Here is a 24524-nt window from a genome sequence, read left to right on the forward strand (position 1 = left end):
AACCGGGCGATTGCCCGGTTTTTTTATGCCCTGAAACCGCTCTTCGGCAGCTCCTACAGGGGATGTGTTTAATGTGACAAGGCTGTGCGCAGGCTTTGGGTGAGTTGGGTGTAGACGTTATCGATGTCCGGCACCACGCTCTGCAGACGCAGAAAGTCGTGAATCAAACCGCTGTACTCGATCAGTTCCACGGTGACGCCCTGCTCTTGCAGACGCCGGGCATAGGCGCGGCCTTCATCCAGTAACGGATCGTGACCGGCCAGGGCAATCACCGCAGGGGCCATGCCTTGGTAATCCGTTGCCAGCAACGGCGAGAAGCGCCAGTCGAGACGATCCGCCGCGTCGTTGGCGTAGTGCCGGTAAAACCATTCCAGTGTCTCGCTTTCCAGCAGATAGCCTTCGCCGAACAGCTCGGTCGAGGGGCTGCTGGTCGAGGCATCCGTTACCGGATAGCAGAGCAGTTGCAGACAAGGCGTAACGGCCAGAGAGGCGGGATCGCGCGCCGATTGCAGAGCCAATACTGTCGCCAGTGTCGCGCCGACGCTGTCGCCACCGAAGGCCACGCGCGTGATGTCCAGACCTTCAGCCGCAGCGTGCTGCGCCAGCCACGCCAAGGCATCGGCCCCATCATTGAGCGGCGTTGGAAACTTGTGTTCCGGGGCCACGCGATAGCCCACCGACAACACCGCACACGGCGTCCGGGCGCAGAACTCGCGGCACACGCCATCGTGGGATTGCAGACTGCCGACCACATAACCGCCACCGTGGAAATACACCAGCACCGGCAGCGCCTCGGCCTGCGGATTGGCGGGACGGTACAGGCGCAATTCCAGGCCGGCACCGTCACGCGCTGTAAACGGCAGCGTCACGACACTGACATCCGCCGGCGCACCCCAGCGCAACTGCTCCGTGGTGCGCTCGAAAGCCTCCCGGGCCTGAGCCGGCGTCGACAAATGAAACGGGCCGGGGCCGTCGGCCTGGCTTTCTTCGGCCAGGTCGAGGAAGGCATTGAGTTCCGGATGCAGGGACATCGCAGGTTTCCTTATGAAATAGCCACAGACGAAAGAGGAGCCGCAAGGGCTCCTCTGTGTATAACGATGGATCAGGCCCAATACTTAGGCCGCTTGTGCGACACAGTGCTCGATCAGCGCCTCCAGTTCTGCCTGATACTCGCGCATCAGCTGTTCGACGGTCTCGGCGCGGTAACGGCGAGTGCTGTAAATACAGCGCAAAGCCAAGCGCCCGTCATACACCTGCCCCACCACTTCCAGCCAGTTACCCAATGCAGCTTGCGGGCTGTAGCAACTGCCGTAACTTTCTGCCGCCGGCACCAGCATGGCCTTGTCGTCGAAGCTCTGGTCAAACTGCCCGAGGTAGTTGAAGGTCACCCGTGCCTGCGGTGCCTGACTCAATGTTTCAGCCATTTGCCCGCCGCTCATGTGGCGCAGCACGCCGTAGCCCAGACCTTTGTTCGGCACCGCCGCCAATTGTCGCTGCACGGCACGCACCGAGGTGCCGATGTCGGCGTTCTCGCCCGGTGTCAGACGCACCGGGAACATGCTGGTGAACCAGCCCAGACTGCGGCTCAGGTCGATGTCTTTGACCAGGTCCTCACGACCGTGGCCCTCAAGTTGAATCAGCACCGAAGACTGCTCACTCCAGCGGCACAACACCCGGCTCAACGCCGCTAGCAACACGTCGTTGATCTGCGTCTGATACACCGCCGGCACTTGCTTGAGCAGTTGCTGGGTGTGCTGCTCCGACAAGCCCAAATGCGCCACCGACTGGTATTGCACCTGATTCTTGCCGCGCGGGTTATCGCACGGCAACTCGCTGCCGGGCTGGTCGATCTGCGCCAGCCACCAGGCTTTTTCCTCCGTCGGGTAATCCGCCGCATAGGCTTGCAAGCCTTCGGCCCAGGCGCGATAGCTGCTGGTGCGAATCGGCAGGTTCGGCGAACCACCGGCGCTGTACGCCTCGTATGCCACCTGCAAATCCTGCAACAGCAAACGCCATGACACCGTGTCGATGACCAAGTGATGAATGACCATCAGCACACGGATTTCGCCATCAGGCAACGTCACGTGCGCCGTGCGCCACACCGGCCCATTGTGCAGATCGAGGCTGCGTTGCACTTGCTCGGCGTACAGTTCCAGCTCGGCTTCATCAGCCACTTCGTGCTGCCACAGCAGCGCTTCGTTGGCCCATTGCGCCTGCATGTCCGCCAGCGGTTGGTAATGCTGATAATGCCGCCCGCCAACATCGCTGAAGCGCAAGCGCAGTGCATCGTGTTGCTGCATCATCGCGCGCAGGGCCATTTCCAGCGCTGGCAGGTTCAGCGCTTGCCGCGCACGCAACATCAACGCCTGGTTGTAGTGATGCGGCTCGCTCATGCGCTGATCGAACAGCCATTGCTGGATCGGAATCAGGTTGAACTGCCCTTCCGCCGCCACCTGCGTCACGTCTTCAACCACGCTCGCCACAGCGCTCGAACGCTGTTCGAAAATCGCTTCGATGGTCTGCCCACGCATCAGGTCGCGCAGTTTCAGATCCAGCTTCAACTCCGCGTGGTTACGCACCCGCGAAACCACTTGCAGGCTCAGAATCGAGTCGCCACCCAGTTCGAAGAAGTTGTCGGTAATGCCCACGCGCTCGACTTGCAACACATCGGCCCAGACCTCGGCCAGCAGTTGCTCGTCACGGGTGCGCCCCGGCACATACTCCGCGCCTTTGAACTCGGGTTCAGGCAAGGCCTGGCGATCGAGTTTGCCGTTCGGCGTGACCGGCAACGCGGCCAGGCAGATCACCTGCGCCGGCACCATGTAATCGGGCAGTTGCGCACGCAACTCGGACTTCAGCCGATCACCGATGGCCACGCCCTCTGGCGTCACCACATAACCGATCAGTTGTTTGCCCGACGCACTGTCACGAGCGATCACCAAGGCATCGCTGACGTCGGCGAGCTGACGCAGACTGGCTTCGATTTCGCCGAGTTCGATCCGGAACCCGCGCACCTTGATCTGATGGTCGATGCGCCCGACGTAATCGAGCACGCCGTCGGCACGCTGGCGCACCAGGTCACCGCTGCGATACAGACGCTCACCCGGCTGGCCGAACGGGTCCGGCACGAAACGCTCGGCGCTCAGGTCCGGACGCTGGTAGTAACCACGGGCGATGCCCTGGCCGCCGATGTACAGTTCGCCGGCAATGCCCGGTGGCAGCGGATTGAGATCTTCGTCGAGCACGTACAGCGTACGCTCGCCGACAGCACGTCCGATCGGCGCGTAAGCCGCTTCACAGCGCTCGCTGACCGGCACCTTCCACAGCATCGGTGTGACCACGGTTTCGGTCGGGCCATAACCGTTGGTGAAGAATTGCGGACGTAACGCGGCTTTCACTTGCTCGAAGGTTTGATCCGGCACCGCGTCGCCGCCAAAGCAATATACGCGCACCGGCGGTGGCGCCAATTGGCTGTGTGCGGCGTATTCGGCCAGTTGTTTCAGGTAGGCCGGCGGGAAACAGGCAATCGTGATGCCGTGCTGATGCAGGGCCTCGAAGGTCTGTTCCGGTGTCCACAAACTGGCATCACGGATCACCAGCGTGCCGCCACTGAACAGCGTGCTCAGCCAGCGCTCGTGGGCGCCGTCAAAGGCAAACGACATGAAATGCAGCTCACGGCTGTGCTCGTCCATGTCGTACAGCTCGGCGATGGCCTGGCAATGCATGCTCATCGGCCCGTGCGCCACTGCGACGCCTTTCGGCCGCCCGGTCGAACCGGAGGTGTAGATCAGATAGGCGAGGTTGTCGGCGAGCAAGCCGCTGTGCGGAGCTGTGTCGCGGTAAGCACTGTCGTCGAACTCATCGATAGCCAGACGCGCCAGCCCTTCGACCACCGGCAAGCGCTCCTGCACCTGCGTGTGGGTGAGCAGCAGCGCCATCGCCGAATCTTCGATCATGAACGCCAGTCGCTCCGGCGGATAATCGATGTCCAGCGGCACATACGCCGAAGCGCTTTTCATCACCGCCAACAACGCCACGACCATCTCGACCGAACGTTCCAGCGCCACACCGATGACCACTTCCGGCCCGGCACCCAGTTCGATCAGGCGATGAGCCAGGCGGTTGGCGCGACGCTCCAGTTCAGCGTAATTCAGCGTAGCGTCACCGCAGACCAGCGCCGTGGCCTCAGGCCGCGACTGGGCATGGCGGGCAATCAGCTCAGGCAGCAACTGCGCCTGATAACTTGCGCCAGGCGCGGCGCTCCATTGCTCAAATGCTTGCCATTGTTGCGCGGACAAACGCTGCAGGTTGCCCAGACGCTCGCTCGGCGCGACGATCATGGCTTCAAGGGTGTCTTCCAGAGTGCGCCGGATCTGCTCCACCGCCTCCAGGCTGAAGGCATTGCGCAGGAACAGATATTCGATCGACAGCTGCTCGCCGAGATTGACCGCCAGGTCCATCGGGAAGTTGGTGACGTCATGATTGCGCGACTCGCCGAAGCTCAGACCACTGTCCTGCTGCTCGCCCAGACGTTCGTCGATCGGGTAGTTCTCGAAGACGATGATGCTGTCGAACAAGCCCTGCCCGCCGAGTCCCGACCAACGCTGAATGTCCGCCAGCGGTGCATGGGAAAACTCGCGAATATCAGTGTTGTAAGCCTGCAGTTGCTGCAGCCACTGATCCAGCGGCTGCTCCGGGCGCAGGGTCTGAATCACCGGCAAGGTATTGATGAACAGGCCAAGAATATTGTCAGCGTTGGCCAAACCGGCCGGGCGCCCCGAAACGGTCGCGCCGAACACCACGGTGTTCTGCCCGGTAAAGCGTTGCAGCAACAGCAACCACGCCCCCTGAATCAGGGTGTTCGGGGTGATTTGCAACGCACGGCAAGCTTGCTGCAAACGCGCGGTTTGCGCCGCGTCCCAACGTGAATATATCGCCTCGTGCCCCGGCAGTTCCTCGACATGCCGCGGGAACATCGCCTGATTCAGCGACGTCGCCTGTTGCAGCGGCTCGAGGCGGTTGCGCCAGAAACCTTCCAGCGAACCCTGATCCTGGCGTTGCAGCCATTCGATGAACTCGCGATAGCGGCCATTGCGCCCCTGCACCTGGCCGTGGCTGTAGAACTGCATCACCTCGCCGAACAACCGCGAACTGCTCCAGCCGTCCATGAGGATGTGGTGGCAGGTCCAGATCATCTGGTAGCGATCGTCTTCCAGACGCAGCAGCAGGACGCGCTGCAACGGCGCCTGGCCGAGGTCGAAACCAGCCAGATAATCGGCGGTCGCCCGCTCGGTGACGGCCTCCTCGCTGATGTCTTTTGTACGCCAGTCTTCGACCGTCAGCTGCAATTCGACCTGACGATGGACGATCTGCACCGGGGTATTCGAGCCTTCCGGGAAGTGGAAACTGGTGCGCAGAATATCCTCGCGCCCGATCACATATTGCCACGCCCGAGCAAACCGTTCGCTGTCCAGACCGTGCACCGGCAGGCTGATCTGGTTGATGTACAAACCGGAACTGTCGTCGGCCAGGGTGTGGAACAGCATGCCATCCTGCATCGGCGACAGCGGATAGATATCCTCCACTTGCGCCACCGGCACCGGCAGTCGATCCAGCTGCGGCTGGGTCAGACACGTCAATGGGAAGTCGGACGGTGTCAGGCCCAAATGTTCCTGCGTGCAGCAATGCTCGATCAATTGCTCCAGCGCCACCGCGTAGGCATCGGCCAGTTGCTGAATCACCGCTTCGTCGAAGACATCGCGGCTGAACGTCCAGTCCAGCGACAATTGCCCGTTGAACACCCGGCCGTCGATGGTCAGCCAGTTGCTCAGGGCGACGTCGTCGCCGTGCCCGGCCCCGCTGCCCTCTTCGCTCGGCACGAACAGTGCCTGCTCATCGAAACTCTGGTCGAACTGGCCGAGGTAGTTGAAAGTAATCCGCGCTTGCGGCAATTGCGCCAGACGTTGCTGAACAGCGTCCGCGCCGAGGTAGCGCAACACGCCATAACCCAGGCCTTTTTCCGGCACCGCGCGCAGTTGTTCCTTGATGCGTTTGATCGCCTCGGCCGGTTGTTTCGCCGGGGTCAGCAGCACCGGGAACAGGCTGGTGAACCAGCCCACCGTGCGGCTCAGGTCGACGCCGTCGAACAGTTCTTCGCGACCATGACCCTCGAGCTGCACCAGGCACGCCGGTTGCGCAGTCCACTGGCAGATCACCTGCGCCAGAGCGCTGAGCAACAGGTCATTGACCTGCGTGCGGTACGCCGACGGCGCCTGCTTGAGCAGACGATGGGTCTGTTCGGCATCCAGCCGCGTGTTGACCGAACGGCCATGCACCGACGCCTGACTGCCCTCGGGACGACTGCGCGGCAACTCCGGCAAGGCCTGATCGAGTTGACGACTCCAGTAGTCGAGTTCCTTGTTCAGCGTTGCGCTGTGCGCATAGGCCTGCAACTGCTCGGCCCAGGCTTTGAACGCGGTGGATTTCGCCGGCAGCGCCACCGGCTGGTTTGAATTCAGTTGACGATAGGCGGTTTGCAAATCTTCCAGCAACACTCGCCACGACACGCCGTCCATCACCAAATGGTGAATCGCCAGGTGCAGACGCTCGCTGCCGTCCTGCACCGCCATCAACGTGCAGCGCAGCAACGGGCCGTTTTGCAGATCGAGACTGCGTTGGGCCTCATCGGCAATGGCGACAATTTCGTCAGCGCCCTCGGCTGAGCGTTGCCAGATTTCCAGCGCTTGCTCGGCCGGTGCTTGATGGCTGGCCTGCCAAGCGCCATTGCTCGCCTGCACAAAACGCAGGCGCAAGGCGTCGTGATGCGCCACCACATGCACCAACGCCTGCTGCAGGTGAGCGACGTTCAGCGCTTCGCGCGGCGTCAGCATGACTGACTGGTTCCAGTGCTCGCGGTGCGGGATATCAGTGGCGAAGAACCACTGCTGCATCGGCACCAGCGGACTTTCACCCGTGACCGGGCCTTGATCGATCCGTGCTTCCTCGGCGGCCGTGGCCACGCGGGCCAGCGCTTGAATGTTCTGATGCAGAAACAGGTCTTTCGGGGTCAGGCCAATGCCCTGCTGACGCGCGCGGCTGACCACTTGAATCGAGTTGATCGAGTCGCCACCGAGGGCGAAGAAATTGTCCGCCGTACCCACCTGAGCCACGCCGAGCACCGCTTGCCAGATCTGCGCCAGCGCTGTTTCGATCGCATTGACCGGCGCGACAAAATCTTGCTGGGCTTCGGCCACATCAGGCGCTGGCAATGCCTTGCGGTCGAGCTTGCCGTTGGGGCTCAGCGGCATGCTCTGCAGCAGGGTCAAGTGCGCAGGCACCATGTGCTCCGGCAAGGTCTGGCGCAAATGCGCCTGCAGGGTTTCACGCATCGATGGCCAATCCGTCGCGTCGATCTCCGTGGCGACGACATAACCACTGAGGACTTTGCCGCTGCGGCTGCCCTGCGCGACGACCACCGCTTCACGCACGGCGTCGTGCTCCAGCAGACGCGCTTCGATCTCACCCAGCTCGATGCGGAAACCACGGATTTTCACCTGATGGTCGATGCGACCGATGTAATCGATCACACCATTCGGGCGATAGCGCGCCAGATCGCCGGTGCGATACAGGCGCTCGCCGGCCACGAACGGACTGGCGACAAAGCGTTCGGCGGTCAATTCCGGGCGACGGTGGTAGCCGCGCGCCAGGCCTTGGCCGCTGAGGTACAGCTCGCCATTGACGCCGCTCGGCACCGGGTTGAGTTCGGCGTCGAGAATGTAGGTCATCAGGTTGGCAATCGGCTCGCCGATCGGCACCGCATCGCGACCTTCGTCGCGGCAGGTCCAATGGGTCACGTCGATCGCCGCTTCGGTCGGGCCGTAGAGGTTGTACAAACCGGCATTCGGCAACTTGGCGAAGACCTGTTGCTGCGCATCGATCGGCAACGCTTCACCGCTGCAGACAATCCGGGTCAGGCTGGTGCAGCGGCTGACATTGGTATCCAGCACAAACGCTTGCAGCATCGACGGCACGAAATGCAGGGTGGTGATCGCTTCGCGCTCGATCAGGCTGACCAGTTTCGCCGGATCACGATGGTCGCCCGGTGCCGCGACGACCAGACGTACGCCAGTCATCAGGGGCCAGAAGAACTCCCACACCGACACGTCAAAACTGAACGGGGTTTTTTGCAGCACGCTGTCAGCGCCGCGCAGTTCATAAGCCTGCTGCATCCAGCACAAACGGTTGGTCAGCGCGCCGTGGCTGTTGCCGGCGCCTTTCGGCTTGCCGGTGGAGCCAGAGGTGTAAATCACGTACGCGAGGTTTTGTGCGCTCAGCGCCGGCGTCGGATTGCTCGACGCAGCATCGCCGAGCCAGGCGTCATTGGCGTCGAGTAGCAGCGTCTGCACATGCTCTGGAATCGGCAAGGTCTCGACCAGCGCCTGTTGCGTCAGCAACCATTGGATGCCGCTGTCATCGATCATGTACGCCAGACGTTCGGTCGGATACTCCGGATCCAGCGGCACGTAAGCGCCACCGGCCTTGAGAATGGCCAGCAAGCCGACGACCATTTCCAGACTGCGGTGCACCGAGATGCCCACCAGCACATCCGCGCCAATGCCCCGCGCAACCAGGGCATGGGCCAAACGGTTGGCCCGCTCGTTGAGCTCACGGTAAGTCAGCGACTGCCCTTCGAACGTCAACGCCACCGCGTGCGGAGCACGCTCGACCTGCGCTTCGATCAGATGATGCACCGGCTGCTGATTCGGGTAGTCGGCAAACGTGTGGTTCCAGTCTTCGACGATCACTCGTCGCTGCGCCGCGTCGAGCATCGGCAGTTCGCCAATGCGTCGGGTCGGCTGCGCGACGATCGCGCGCAACAGATTGAGGAAATGCTCGCCGAGACGAGCGATGGTCGAAGGTTCGAACAGATCGCTGGCATACGACAGCGCCGCACTGATGCCTTCATCGAACTCGAAGGTGTCCAGCGTCAGGTCGAACTGCGCGGTGCCGGCGTCCCAGGTCAGCTCTTCGAGGCTCAGGCCGGGCAACGCCGAAACGGCGCGACGCGCATCGCTGGCATGGTTGAACATCACCTGGAACAACGGTGTATGGCTGAGGTTGCGAGCGGGTGCGAGCAATTCCACCAACTGCTCGAATGGCAGATCCTGATGCGCCTGCGCGCCCAATGCGCGTTGTTTGACCTGATCAAGCAACTGGTCGAAACGCAGGTTGCCGTCGATGTCAGCCTTGAGCACTTGCGTGTTGACGAAGAAGCCCAGCAGGCGCTCGGTTTCCACGCGATTGCGGTTGGCGATCGGCACGCCGACGCGAATATCGTTTTGCCCGGTGTAGCGATGCAACAGGGTCTGGAACCCCGCCAACAACAGCATGAACAACGTGGTGTTGCGCTCTTTGGCCAGACGCTTGAGGCCTTCAGCCAGCGCCGGTTCCAGGCTGATCGGCAGACGCGCACCGCGATAGCTTTGCTGTGCCGGACGCGGATGATCGGTGGCCAATTCAAGAATCGGCTGTTCGCCGCCCAACTGCGCCGTCCAGTAATCCAGTTGCCGTTGCTGCTCCCCCGCCTCCAGCCATTGCCGCTGCCAGTGGCCATAGTCGGCGTACTGGATCGGCAACGGCGTCAGCGCAGCCGGTTGACCCTGACTGAAACCGGCGTACAGCTGCATCAGGTCATCGACCATGATTTGCATCGACCAGGCATCGGAAACAATGTGGTGTTGGGTCAGGATCAGCACATGGTCGTCAGCGGCCAATTGCAGAAGTTTGACCCGCAGCAGCGGCCCATGCTGCAAATCGAACAGTTGCCGGGTTTCGGCTTCGATCAACCCGCGCAGGCCTTGCGCGTCGAGCGCGGCATCGACCGATGCAAGCGCAATGGTCACGGCAGCAGCATCTTCGATCACTTGCACCGGACGTTCGTTGTCCAGCACGAAGCGAGTGCGCAAACTTTCGTGACGCTCGACCAGCGCATCGAAACTCTGTTGCAACGCCGCTGGATCCAGTGCGCCGCGCAAGCGCAGCGCCGCCGGAATGTGATAAGCGCTGCTGGTCGGGTCCAGTTGCCAGAGGAACCACTGACGCTGTTGCGCGTAAGACAAGGCCAGCGGCTGCTCGCGCGGAACGCGACTGATCGCCGGCTCCTGCTCGGCAGATGCCGGGTCCATCGCCTCGACAAACCCTTGCAGGCTGTTGTGGGCGAACAGCAAGCGCAGCGGCACCTGAATCTCGAGTTGCTGACGAATGCGCGACACCACTTGCGTGGCCAGCAGCGAATGACCGCCCAGTTCGAAAAAGTTGTCGCTCAGACCAACGCGCTCGACCTTGAGGATTTGCGCCCAGATCGCGGCCACGGCCTGTTGCACCGGCGTCTCTGGTGCCACATAGGTTTTGCGCCATTGGCTGGCGTCGGGTTTGGGCAACTGTTTGCGATCGAGCTTGCCGTTCGGCGTCAGCGGGAAACGCGCCAGCAGCACCATGTGCGCCGGCACCATGTAATCCGGCAGATTGACCTTGAGGCGTGCATTGAGGCTGTCGCGCAAACGGCTCTGTGCGTCGGCATCGAGTGTGCTCAGATCAGCGCTCGGCACCACGTAAGCCACCAGCGCCTGACCACCCGGAGCATCCTGCGCCAGCACGGCCGCTTCGCGCACGGCGTCCTGTTCGAGCAGGCGCGCTTCGATCTCGCCCAATTCAATGCGGAAGCCACGGATTTTCACCTGATGGTCGATCCGGCCGAGGTATTCGATGATGCCGTCGGCACGCTGACGCGCAAGGTCGCCAGTGCGGTACAGACGCTCGCCCGTCGCGGAATAAGGGTGCGGCACAAACCGTTCGGCCGTCAGCGCCGGACGCTGGAAGTAACCGCGCGCCAGGCCTTCACCGCCGATCAGCAACTCGCCGGCCACGCCATAAGGCACCGGCAGCAAATCGGCGCCGACGATGTACAGCGTGGTGTTGTCGATCGGGCCGCCCAGCCACGGTTGCGCATCTTGCGCGCGCAGCGGATGCAACGCCGACCAAATCGTGGTTTCGGTCGGCCCGTAGAGGTTCCACACTTCACCGCCGAGGGCGAGCATGCGCACCGCCAGTTCCTGAGGCAGCGCTTCGCCGCCGCACAGGCACTTGCAACCGCGCAGCTGTGCGGCGTTTTCGTTGTCGAGCAGCATGCGCCAGGTCGACGGCGTCGCCTGCACCACGTTGACCTGCTCGGCAGTCATCAGCGCCAGTACCGCGTACGGATCCTGCGCGACCTCCTGACCGGTCAGGACAATGCACGCGCCGACCATCAGCGGAACGTAGATTTCCAGGCCAAAAATATCGAACGAGAACGTGGTCAGCGACAGCGCACGATCCTGCGCGACCATGCCCGGGGTCTTGGCCATGCTGGCGACGAAATTGGTCAACGCCGCGTGGCGAACCATCACCCCTTTCGGCTGGCCGGTCGAGCCGGAGGTATAGATCGCGTAGGCCAGATGTTCGGCATGCAGACGTGTCGGCAGATCCTCGCAGGCAAAGCCGTCGAGCCAATCGCCCTCCTGATCCAGCACCAGCGTGGTGACCGTGGCCGGGACGGGCAACTGGCTGAGCAGCGAGCCTTGCGTCAGCAGCAAATCGATGCCGCTGTCGTCGATCATGTACGCCAGACGATCCTGCGGGAATGCCGGATCCAGCGGCAGATAGGCGCCGCCCGCCTTGAGGATCGCCAGCAGGCCCACCAGCATGTGCGTGCTGCGCTCGACCGAAATACCGACCAGCACATCTGCCGCGACACCGAGGGTTTGCAGCTTGCGCGCCAATTGATTGGCCCGGGCATTGAGCTGGCCGTAGCTCAAGCGCTGGCCATCGATCACCAGCGCCGGGGCATCGGGAGTGCGCGCTGCTTGTGCTTCGAACAGTTGATGAACGAAGCCCTTTTCCGCTGCCGGCACGACGCTGCGGTTGCCGTCGTTGAGCTGCGCTTGATGTTCGGCGGCGCTCAGCAGCGGCAGTTCGCCGATGGACTGCGCAGGATTGGTGACAATCCCGCGCAGCAGGTTCTGCCAATGCCCGGCCATGCGCGCAACGGTGTCGGCGCCGAACAGATCAGTGGCGTAGATCAACGCCGCCGACAGGCCATCGCTGTGCTCGACGGTTTCCAGGGTCAGATCGAACTGCGCGCTGTGGCTGTCCCAACGCAAGCCCTCGACTTTCAAACCGCCCACCGGCGCCGCAGTCGACAAGCCTTGGGTCTGGTGATTGAACATCACCTGGAACAGTGGACTGTGACTGAGGTTGCGCTCGGGTTGCAGCGCTTCGACCAATTGCTCGAATGGCAGATCCTGATGCGCCTGCGCGCCCAGCGCAGTCTGCTTGACCTGTTGCAGCAACGCGCTGAACGCGTCCTGACTGTCGACCTCGCTCTTGAGCACTTGGGTGTTGACGAAAAAGCCGATCAGACGCTCGGTTTCCACGCGGTTGCGGTTGGCCGTCGGCACGCCGACGCGGATGTCGTTCTGACCGCTGTAGCGATGCAGCAAGGCCTGAAACGAGGCCAGCAGGATCATGAACAGACTGACCCCTTCGCGCTGCGCCATCTGCTTGAGGCCACTGGCCAACGCGGCGTCGATGTCCAGTTCCAAACGTGCACCGCGATAGCTCATGACCGCCGGGCGGGCAAAATCGGTTGGCAATTCGAGTACCGGTTGCTGACCGCCGAGGCGCGCGACCCAGTATTCAAGTTGACGCTCACGCTCGCCCGCTTCCATCCAGTGGCGCTGCCAGATCGCATAGTCGGCGTACTGGATCGGCAATTCGGGCAACAGCGGCGCCTGGCCTTGAATGAACGCGGCGTAACCTTTGACCAGTTCCTCGACCATCACCTGCATCGACCAGCCATCGGAGACGATGTGGTGCAAGGTCACGATCAGCACATGATCGTCTGGCGCCAGTTGCAGCAGACGGGTGCGCAGCAGTGGCCCTTGTTGCAGGTCGAACAGTTGCCGGGTTTCTTCTTCGATCAAGTGGCGCAGTTGCGTGTCGTCCGGCATCTGCGCCAGCACTTGCGCTTGCAGCTGCACCGGCGTAACCGCGTGGACTTGCTGCACGGCGTGCTCGCCGTGCAGCACGAAAGTAGTTCGTAGACTGTCGTGGCGCGCCACCAGCGCATGGAAACTTTTCTCCAGCGCAGCGACGTCCAGCGGCCCGCGCAGACGCAGGGCCGTGGGCATGTGGTACGCCGCGCTTTCCGGATCCAGCTGCCACAGGAACCATTGGCGTTCCTGGGCGAAAGACAACGACAAGGTGTCGAACTCGGCACTGACAGGCGGAATCGGCAGGTTCGCCGGGGAAACGTCCTCTTCGAGCATCTTCTGCAAGTACAAGCGACGTTTTTCCAGCGGCAGCGTTATGAAGCGCCTGGCAATACGTTGTGCGACAGCGGTGTCCATCAAACCTCCTCAAATTCATCAAGCAGCGCTTCAAGCTTGCTCAATTTCGACGTGCTCATTTGCTCGCCGGACTGCTCGAGTTGCGCGACAAACGCACCCAGCACCGGGAATTGGAATATCAGTTGCGGCGTCAGCTTCAGGCCCAGTTCGAGTTGCAGGCGCGAGACCACGTTGACCACCAGCAGCGAGTGCCCGCCGAGTTCGAAGAAGTCGTCAGCCAGCCCGACCTGGTCGATTTTCAGCACGTCCTGCCAGATCGCCGCGACCTTGCATTCGAGCTCGCTTTGCGGCGCCAGATAGACCGACTGATGGGCGCGGGTGTCGGGCGCCGGCAAGGCCTTGCGATCGAGTTTGCCGTTGGGCGTCAGTGGCAACCGGTCAAGGAAGACCAGGTGGGTCGGCACCATGAAGTCCGGCACCTGACGGGCCAATTGCGCCTTGAGTTGTTCTGCTAGAGATGTCGGATCAAGGCTGTGGTCGTGGCTGACCAGATACGCAACAAGATTCGGCCCGCTCAGCTCTTCCCGCGCCAGCACCACCGCCTCACGAACCTCGGGCAATGCTTGCAGGCGTGCTTCGATTTCACCCAGTTCGATACGCAGACCGCGGATCTTCACTTGATGGTCGATGCGGCCGATGTACTCGATCACGCCGTCCTCGGCATAGCGCGCCAGGTCGCCGGTGCGGTACAGACGACCGCCGAAACCGGCGAATGGATCAGGAATAAAGCGTTCGGCGGTCAGCGCGCCGCGCTGGTGATAACCACGGGCCAGCGAGTCACCGGCGATGTACAACTCGCCAGTGGCACCAACGGCGCAAGGTTGCAGCGCTGCGTCCAGCACATAGGTGCGGACATTGTTGATCGGACGACCGATCGGCATGATTCGCGCATCATCTTCAACCGTGCGCGGTACGGCGTGGCTGCTGGTGTCGATGGTCGCTTCGGTCGGGCCGTAGAGATTGCGCAACTCGCCGTCGAACAGCGCCAGCACTTGACGCGAAAGGTGCGCACTCAGGGCCTCGCCACCGCACAGCAACAGGCGCAGCGAGGCCAGTTGTTCACGCGTCGCCAGCGGCAACAATGCTTGCAACAGCGACGGCGCCATTTGCAGCACGCTGATACGCAGGCGTGCGACGTCGGCCCACAGCGTGGTCAGGTCGAGATTGAATTGTGCCGAGGCCAGCACCAGTTGCGCACCGTTCATCAGCGGCAGCCAGAATTCCCAGACCGACGCATCGAAGCTGATCGCGGTTTTTTGCAGGACGCGATCCGCCGGCGTCAGTTGCAGGCATTCCTGCATCCACTGCATGTGGTTGCTCAAGCCGCCATGACGCAAGGTCACGCCCTTAGGCTTGCCGGTGGAGCCGGAGGTGTAGATCACGTAGGCGAGGTTCTGCTCATCGATCAGCACCTGCGGATCGCGCTCGCTGTAAGCGTCCAGCCAATACGCTGGCTGATCGAGCAACAGCGTGGTCACCGCGACATCGGCAAAACGTGGTTGCAGGCTGGTTTCAGTCAGCAGCAAGGCAATGCCGCTGTCCTCGACCATGTAGGTCAGACGATCTTGTGGATACGCCGGATCCAGCGGCACGTAGGCGCCGCCAGCCTTGAGGATCGCCAGCAGGCCAACCACCATCTGTACGCTGCGCGACATCGCCAGACCGACCAGAACGTCAGGGCCGACGCCGCGCTCGATCAAGGCATGGGCCAAACGGTTGGCCTGGGCATTGAGTTGCGCATACGTCAGCGTGGCCTGCTCGGTCACCAGCGCCACGGCGTCCGGGGTCAGGCGTGCCTGCGCTTCGATGCATTGCTGCACCTGACGGCGCTCGGAGGTTTCGACGGCCGTGGCGTTCCAGTCGCGCAACAACAGCGTGCGCGTGACATCGCCCAGCAAGTCGATCTCGCCAAGGCTGCGGCCGGCCGGCGCGCTCACCATCTGCGCGAGCACGTGTGCCACCTGTTCAGCCAGGCGCTCGACGGTGTGTGTAGGGAAAGCAGCGTGGGCATAAGTAAAGTGCAGACTCAGGGTGTCATTGTGATTAACGGCCAGGGTCAACGGGAAATTAGTCTGTTCCTGATTGTCCACGGTGCCGAAGCTCAACCCTGACGGTGCCTGCGCTTGCAGCGCGTCCGACAACGGGTAGTTTTCGAACACCAGCAAGGTGTCGAACAAGCCCTCGCCGCCCTGCCCGGCCCAGCGCTGAATCTCGAACAGCGGCGTGTGCTCATGCTCGCGCAGGGCGACGTTTTGCGCCTGTACCTGTTGCAACAGCGCCGACACTGACTGCTCCGGACGTGGGCTGGCGATGACCGGCAAGGTGTTGATGAACAGGCCGATCTGTTGCTCGATGCCTTTGAGCTCGGTCGGGCGTCCCGAGACCGTGGCACCGAAGGCCACGGTGGCATGCCCGGTGTAGTGCTGCAGCAGCATCAGCCAGGCGGCCTGGATGACGGTGTTGAGGGTGACTTTCTGCGTACGGGCAAACTCGCTCAGGGCTTGCGTCTGCGCTGTGTCCAACCAGTGATAGTGACTGGCGTGGCTGCTGGCGAACGCCGCTTCGTCAACGTCGAAACGGGTTTCGGCGAGACGGGTCGGCGCCTCGAACGAACGCAGCTGCTCCAGCCAGAACGCTTCACTGACCTTGGCATCGCGCCCCTGCAGCCAACTGATGTAGTCGCGGAAGCGCCCGGCCTGACGCGGCAAGGTCTGGCCGTCATAACGCTGCAGCACTTCGCCGAGCAACTGCGAATTGCTCCAGCCATCCATCAGGATGTGGTGATGGGTGTAGATCAGGTGATAACGCTGCGCGCCGGTCTGCACCAGCACCAGACGCAACAACGGTGCGCAGGCCAGATCAAAGCCCTGCGCCAGTTCTGCCGAAGCCAAGTCAGCGAGTGCTGACGTGACATCGGCGCGAGCGCTCCAGTCCAGCGACGTGAATGGCACGTGCACCTGTTTGTGCACCACTTGCAGCGGCCGCTCACTGCCCTGCCAGATAAAACTGCTGCGCAGAATATCGTGGGCATCGACGGCGGCCTGCCAGGCATTTTCGAAGCGTTGTGGATCGAGGCCTTCGATGTCCAGGCACATCTGGTTGATGTAATGCCCACTGCCGTTTTCATAAAGGCTGTGGAACAGCATGCCCTGCTGCATCGGCGCCAATGGATAAATGTCGTCCACCGCACGCGCCGGCAGCGCCAGACCATCGAGCTGCGCCTGAGTGAAACCGGCCAGCGGGAAGTCCGACGGCGTCATGCCCTGATTGCTCGGGTCGCAGCAATGGGCGATCAGCAGCGCCAACTCAGCGGCGTAGTCATCGGCCAGTTGCTGGATCAGCGCCGGATCGAATTGCTGGCGACTGAACGTCCAGCCCAGATTCAACGCGCCGTCGAACACCTGACCATTGAGGGTCAGCCAGTTGCCGAGTGTGGTCAGTGGGCTCTGCTCATCGCCGGCGCCTTCGCTGGCAGGGCTGAACAACGCGCCCTGCGCTTCATCGAAACTGCCGTCGAACTGGCCCAGGTAGTTGAAGGTGATGCGCGGTGGCGGCAGTGCCTGCAACGCTGCGCGGGTGGCGTCGTCTCCGAGGAAGCGCAGCGCAGCAAAACCGACACCTTTGTCGGGAATCGCACGCAAGCCCTGCTTGATCGATTTGATCGAATCGGCGAGGTCAGCCGCCGGGGTCAATTTCACCGGGAACATACTGGTGAACCAACCGACGGTGCGGGTCAGATCGATGTTGGCGAACAACTCTTCACGGCCATGGCCTTCCAACTCGATCAAGGTGCTGGCGTGCCCGCTCCAGCGGCAAATCACCCGCGCCAGCGCGGTCAGCAACAGGTCGTTGACCTGCGTACGATACGCCGCCGGGGCTTCTTGCAGCAGTTGTCGGGTCAGTTGCTTGTCCAGTCGCGTATCGACCGTGACGGCCTGACTGTTGAGCGCACTGGCTTGTGGATCGAGGCACGGCAGGTCGCCCTGCACATCGCTCAACTGCGCCTGCCAGTAAGCCAATTGTTCCTGCAGTTCGGCGCTGCGGGCGTGGGCCTGCAACTGTTCGGCGAAGGCTTTGACCGAACTGGTCTTGGCCGGCAGTTGCAAGGCCTGCCCGGCGTGCAATTGGTTGTAAGCGGTTTGCAGATCGTCGAACAGAATCCGCCACGACACGCCATCCACCGCCAGGTGATGGATCACCAGCAACAGTCGTTGAGTGCCATCGGCGAGGTTCGCCAACACCCCGCGCAACAACGGCCCGGCTTGCAGATCGAGACTGCGCTGGGCCTGATTGGCCAGGGTTTCCAGCGCCGCTGCATCGGCGACTTCACGCACCCACAGCAGATTTTCCGATGCCGCTTGACGGTACTCGGCGCGCCAGCCTTCAGCGCTTTCGCTGAACGACAGACGCAAGGCATCGTGATGCTGCACCAGTGCCTGCAAGGCTTGTTCGACAAGCTCGGCTTGCAACGCGCTGGCCGGTTTCAGCAGTACCGACTGGTTGTAGTGGTGACGGTCGGGAATCGCCTCGGCGAAAAACGCTTGCTGGATCGGCAGCAACAGCGAGGCGCCCTGAACCGGGGCCTGATCGATTGCTTGCGCGTCGGTACCGGTCTGCGCCACCGAAGCCAGCGCCTGCACGGTCTGGTGCTGGAACAGATCTTTCGGCGAGAAACGAATGCCCGCCGCGCGTGCACGACTGACCACCTGAATGGAGATGATCGAGTCGCCGCCGAGTTCGAAGAAGTTATCGGTCAGGCCAACGCGTTCAAGTTTCAGCACGTCCTGCCAAATCGCCGCGATCTGTTGTTCCAGCTCGCTTTGCGGCGCCACGTAATCCTGTTGCACCTGACTGGCGTCCGCTTGCGGCAGCGCTTTGCGGTCGAGTTTGCCGTTGGCGGTGAGCGGCCATTGTTCGAGGAACAACAGGTGCGTCGGCACCATGTAATCCGGCAGATCGGCCTTGAGTTGCGCCTTGAGTTGCTCGCGCAAATCGGCTTCGTTGTCGACGTTGTGCGCGGCAATCACGTAGCCCACCAGTTGCTGACCGCTCGGCCCGTCCTGCGCCAGCACCACCGCTTCGCGCACGGCGTCGAGGGCATTCAGGCGTGCTTCGATTTCACCGAGTTCGATACGGAAACCACGGATTTTCACCTGATGGTCGATACGCCCGACGTACTCGATCACGCCGTCGCTGCGGTATTGCGCGAGGTCACCAGTGCGGTACAGACGCGCCCCGCTCTCGCCGAATGGATCGGGGATAAAGCGCAGTGCGGTGAGGTCACCACGGTTCAGATACCCGCGTGCCAGACCGGCACGGCCGACGTACAACTCGCCGATGCAACCCTTGGCCACCGGGTTCAGTTCAGTTCGCCGTCGAGCACGTACCACGACAGGTCAGCGATTGGTTCGCCGATCGGGCTGTTGGCGTCCTGCTCAAGATCCGCCACCGACAACGGACGGTACGTCACGTGCACGGTGGTTTCGGTGATGCCGTACATGTTGATCAGTTGTGGCGCCGAGTCACCGAAACGCTCGAACCACGGGCGCAGGGATTTCACGTCCAACGCTTCGCCGCCGAACACCACGTAACGCAAGGCATTCGCCCGCGTATCGGCGCAGGCCACGTGCATCAATTGCTTGAACGCCGATGGCGTCTGGTTGAGCACGGTGACGCCAGCGTCGCAGAGCAATTCATGGAATTCCTGCGGGGAACGGCTGACGTCGTACGGCACCACCAGCAATTCACCGCCGTGCAGCAGCGCACCGAAAATCTCCCACACCGAGAAGTCGAACGCGTAGGAATGGAACAGGCTCCAGACGTCCGTCGGGCCGAAACCGAACCACGGCTCGGTGGCTTCGAACAGGCGCAGGATGTTCTGGTGCGGCAGCAACGTGCCTTTGGGTTTGCCGGTGGAACCGGAGGTGTAGATCACGTAGGCGAGGTTCGACGACGCCATCGTTACTTGCGGATCGGTGTCGGCAAACGCGCTGACATCGCTGTCCAGCAGCAAGGTTTGCACGCCGTCCGGCACCGGCAGTTGACCGGCCAGCGCAGCCTGGCTCAGCAGCAGTTGAATGCCGCTGTCCTCGATCATGTAGGCCAGACGATCCTGCGGATAAGCCGGGTCGAGCGGCACGTACGCACCGCCGGCCTTGAGGATTGCCAGCAGGCCGACGATCATTTCCACACCACGCTCGGCGGCCAGACCAACCAGCACGTCCGGGCCTACACCGAGGGCGATCAATTGATGGGCGCGGCGGTTGGCCTGAAGGTTGAGTTCGCCGTAGCTCAGGGTTTGTTCGTTGAAACGTACGGCGATTGCATCGGGACGCAGACGCGCCTGCTCGGCGATCAACTGGTGCGCGCAGGCTTCGCTCGGGAAACTGCGTGGGTTCGGGTTCCACTGAGCGATGTTGTGTTGTTGCTCGCGGGCGTCCAGCAACGGCAGTTCACCAATGCGGTGCTGCGGATCGGCGACGATGCCGTGCAGCAGGTTCAGCCAGTGCCCGGCCATGCGCTGCACGGTAGCGGCGTCGAACAGATCGGTGGCGTAGGTCAGCGCCGCGCTGAGCTGGCCGTCCGCCTCAAGGGTGTCGAGGGTCAGGTCGAACTGTGCGGTCTGGCTGTCCCAGTCCTGCGCTTCGATGACCAGCCCCGGCAACGCCGGCAAGGCCTGACGCCCGGCACTCTGGTGGTTGTACAACACCTGAAACAGCGGGCTATGGCTCAGGTTGCGTTCCGGACGCAGCGCCTCGACCAGTTGTTCGAACGGCAGATCCTGATGCGCCTCGGCACCGAGTGCGGCGTGTTTGACCTGCGCCAGCAGTGCACTGAAGCGCTGCTGTGGATCGACCTCGGCCTTGAGCACCTGAGTGTTGACGAAGAAGCCGATCAGGCCTTCGGTCTCGACCCGGTTACGGTTGGCAATCGGCACGCCGACGCGAATGTCCGACTGGTTGCTGTAGCGATGCAACAGGCTCTGGAACGAGGCCAGCAAGACCATGAACAGCGTGCTGCCCTCGCGCTGGGCCAGTTGCCGCAGTTGCTGGCTGAGCAGCGGCGGCAGGTCGATGGCCAGACGTGCGCCAGCAAAACTCTGCCGCGCCGGACGCGGACGGTCAGTCGGCAGTTCCAGCAACGGTTGCTCACCACCGAGTACGCCGGTCCAGTAATCGAGCTGGCGCTCGCGCTCGCCGGCCTCCATCCACTGACGTTGCCACAGCGCATAATCGGCGTACTGAATCGGCAACTCAGCCAACTCGACCGTTTGGCCCTGGCTATACGCGGCATAGCGTTGAATCAGTTCCTGCACCAGCAGTTGCATCGACCAGCCATCGGAGACGATGTGATGCTGGGTCAACACCAGCACATGTTCTTCGCGGGCTACTTGCAACAAACCGACGCGCAGCAGCGGGCCGTTTTGCAAATCGAACGGCTGGCTGATCTGACGCTGCACATACGCCTGAGTCTGCTCGGCAGCAGTGCCTGAAGTGCCGTCGAGAATGTTCGGCACCAGCAGCGGTGCCTGTTGCGCGTGAATCACCTGAAACGCTTGTTCATCGATCTGCACGAAGGTCGTACGCAGGCTCTCGTGACGCTGAATCAGCTCGGCAAAACTGCGTTGCAGCGCGTTCAGATCCAGCGCGCCGTGAATGCGCAGCGCCGCCGGAATGTGGTACGCCGCGCTCGCTGGCTCCATTTGCCAGAGGAACCACTGACGCTGCTGGGCAAACGACAACGGCAGTTGTGCTTTATCACGCGGCGCCCGAGGAATATCTGTTGGCTTGGCCACTTGGGTTTGTTCCAGCGCGGCAACGCAGGCTTTGAGGCTGGCGTTTTCGAACAATTGGCGCAGTTGCAGATTCAGCCCAAGGGTCTGGCGGATGCGCGAAACCATTTGCGTGGCCAACAGCGAATGGCCGCCGAGTTCGAAGAAGTTGTCGCTGAGGCCGACACGCTCAAGCTTCAGCACGTCCTGCCAGATCGCCGCGATCTGCTGTTCCAGTTCACTTTGCGGTGCGACGTAATCCTGCTGAACCTGGCTGGCATCCGCTTGCGGCAGCGCTTTGCGGTCGAGTTTGCCGTTGGCGGTGAGCGGCCATTGTTCGAGGAACAACAGGTGCGTCGGCACCATGTAATCCGGCAGATCGGCTTTGAGTTGGGCTTTCAGTTGCTCGCGCAAATCGGCTTCGTTGTCGACGCTGTGCGCGGCAATTACATAACCGACCAGTTGTTGGCCGCTCGGCCCGTCCTGCGCCAGCACCACCGCTTCGCGCACGGCATCGAGGGCGTTCAAGCGTGCTTCGATTTCGCCGAGCTCGATACGGAAACCACGGATTTTCACCTGATGGTCGATACGCCCGACATATTCGATCACACCGTCGCTGCGGTATTGCGCGAGGTCACCGGTGCGGTACAGACGCGCCCCGCTCTCGCCGAACGGATCGGGAATAAAGCGCAGTGCGGTGAGGTCGCCACGGTTCAGATAACCGCGTGCCAGACCGGCACGGCCGACGTACAACTCGCCGATGCAGCCCTTGGCCACCGGGTTCAGTTCACCGTCGAGCACGTACCACGACAGGTCGGCGATTGGTTCGCCGATCGGGCTGTTGGCGTCCTGCTCAAGATCCGCCACCGACAACGGACGGTACGTCACGTGCACGGTGGTTTCGGTAATGCCGTACATGTTGATCAGTTGCGGGGCGGTATCGCCGAAGCGTTCGAACCACGGGCGCAGGGATTTCACGTCCAGCGCTTCACCGCCGAATACCACGTAGCGCAAGGCACTCGCCCGCGTATCGGCGCAGGCCACGTGCATCAATTGCTTGAACGCCGATGGCGTCTGGTTGAGCACGGTGACGCCAGCGTCGCAGAGCAATTCATGGAATTCCTGCGGCGAACGGCTGACGTCGTACGGCACCACCAGCAACTCGCCGCCGTGCAGCAACGCGCCAAAAATCTCCCACACCGAGAAGTCGAACGCGTAGGAATGGAACAGGCTCCAGACATCTGTCGGGCCGAAACCGAACCACGGTTCGGTGGCTTCGAACAGACGCAAAATATTCTGGTGCGGCAGCAACGTGCCTTTGGGTTTTCCGGTCGAACCGGAGGTGTAAATCACATAAGCGAGGTTCGACGACGCCATCGTCACCTGCGGATCGGTGTCGGCGAAGGCGCTGACATCGCTGCCCAGCAGCAAGGTCTGCACACCATGTGGCACCGGTAGTTGACCGGCCAACGAGGCTTGGCTCAGCAGTAGTTGAATGCCGCTGTCCTCGATCATGTAGGCCAGACGATCCTGCGGATACGTCGGGTCGAGCGGCACGTACGCACCGCCAGCCTTGAGGATCGCCAGCAGGCCGACGATCATTTCCACACCACGCTCGGCAGCCAGACCAACCAGCACGTCCGGGCCGACGCCGAGGCCGATCAACTGATGGGCGCGGCGGTTGGCCTGACGGTTGAGTTCGCCGTAGCTCAGGCTTTGCTCGTTGAAACGCACGGCGACCGCGTCAGGCCGCAGACGCGCCTGCTCGGCAATCAGTTGGTGCGCGCAGGCTTCGCTCGGAAAGCTGCGCGGATTCGGGTTCCACTCGGTGATGTTCTGTTGCTGCTCGCTGGCGTCGAGCAACGGCAATTCGCCGATGCGTTGCTGCGGGTCGGCGACGATGCCGTGCAACAGGTTCAGCCAATGCCCGGCCATGCGCTGCAAGGTGGCGGCGTCGAACAGGTCGGTGGCGTAACTCAGAGTTGCCGCCAATGCACCGTCAGCTTCGTGGGTGTCGAGGGTCAAATCAAACTGCGCGGTGTGCGAACTCCAGTCGAGGCTTTCGACTTGCAGACCCGGCAGTTGCAGGGCCTGCGCCGTAGCGCCGCCCTGATGGTTGAACATCACCTGGAACAGCGGGCTGTGGCTTAACTGCCGATCCGGTGCAAGGGCATGCACCAGTTGTTCGAACGGCAGATCCTGATGCGCCTGCGCGCCCAACGACGCCTGTTTGACCTGCGCCAGCAACTCCAGGAACGGCATGCCGCCCTGCACCTGGGCATTCAGCACCTGGGTGTTGACGAAGAAGCCGATCAGCCCTTCGGTTTCGACCCGATTACGGTTGGCCACCGGCACGCCGACGCGGATATCCGCCTGGCCGCTGTAGCGATGCAGCAAGGCCTGGAACGACGCCAGCAAGACCATGAACAGGGTCAGGCCCTCGCGCTGGGCCAGCTGTTTCAAGCGTTCAGTCAACTCGCTGCCAACGCTCAGATCCAGACGCGCACCGCGATAGCTTTGCGCTGCCGGGCGCGGACGATCCGTGGGCAATGGCAGAACTTCGCCGCCATCGCCCAGACGCTCGGTCCAGTACGCCAGTTGCCGCTCCAGCTCACCGGCCTCCATCCACTTGCGCTGCCAGATCGCGTAATCGGCGTACTGGATCGGCAAAGGCGCGAGGTTGGCTGGCTGACCACTGCTGTGCGCGGCGTAGAGTTTGACCAGATCATCGACCATGATCTGCGCCGAAGCACCGTCGCAAATAATGTGATGCTGGGTCAGCACCAACACATGATCATCCGGCGCGATTTGCAGCAGCTTGACCCGCAGCAGCGGGCCCTGTTGCAGGTCGAACAGCGTGGCGATTTCAGCGTCGATCAACGCTTTGAGGCCCGCGTCATCCACCGGCGTGTCCAGCACCTGCGCAGTCAGCGGCAGGCTCAGTCGCGCTTGAGCCACCTGAATCGGACCATCCGGGCCATCGACAAACACCGTGCGCAGCACTTCATGGCGTTCCAGCAAGGCATCGAAGCTGTGCTGCAACGCCGACAGATCAAGAGCACCGCGCAAACGCAACGCTGTCGGCACGTGGTAAGCCGCGCTGTGCGGATCGAGCTGCCAGAGGAACCACTGACGCTCCTGCGCGAACGACAGGCCGATGCTCTCGAACTCATCGCGCATCGGCGGAATCGGCAACGCCGCAAAGCTCATGTTCTTGCTCTGCATTTTTTGCAGAAACGCTTGCCGTTGGGCGAGCGGCAAACGGATGAATCGCTGAACCAGAGACAGGTTATCGAGCTGAGTCATTT

At 62.3% G+C, this 24524-nt stretch carries 2 protein-coding genes and 1 pseudogene; all 3 read right to left on the minus strand.

The annotated features are described in order from the left end of the window. Nucleotides 1-68 precede the first annotated feature (68 nt). Nucleotides 69-1031: an alpha/beta hydrolase gene (locus KBP52_RS08180; protein WP_116030972.1), complete on the minus strand. Its 963-nt coding sequence runs from the start codon at nt 1029-1031 to the stop codon at nt 69-71. Nucleotides 1032-1115: 84 nt separating this feature from the next. Further along, on the minus strand, nt 1116-13445 hold the full coding sequence (locus KBP52_RS08185; RefSeq protein WP_212622578.1) for a non-ribosomal peptide synthase/polyketide synthase: 12330 nt from the start codon (nt 13443-13445) through the stop codon (nt 1116-1118). Next, nucleotides 13445-24522 (minus strand): annotated as a pseudogene (locus tag KBP52_RS30660) (amino acid adenylation domain-containing protein). The gene KBP52_RS08185 and the pseudogene KBP52_RS30660 overlap by 1 nt, the downstream one beginning before the upstream one ends. Nucleotides 24523-24524: the final 2 nt, after the last annotated feature.

The sequence above is a fragment of the Pseudomonas sp. SCA2728.1_7 genome, assembly GCF_018138145.1.
In the GTDB taxonomy this organism is placed as follows: Bacteria; Pseudomonadota; Gammaproteobacteria; order Pseudomonadales; family Pseudomonadaceae; genus Aquipseudomonas; species Aquipseudomonas koreensis_A.

What these genes read in the sequence shown, in the direction of transcription:
- KBP52_RS08180 (WP_116030972.1), bottom strand. Translation starts at nt 1,031, where the DNA reads ATGTCCCTGCATCCGGAACTCAATGCCTTCCTCGACCTGGCCGAAGAA.
- KBP52_RS08185 (WP_212622578.1), bottom strand. Translation starts at nt 13,445, where the DNA reads ATGGACACCGCTGTCGCACAACGTATTGCCAGGCGCTTCATAACGCTG.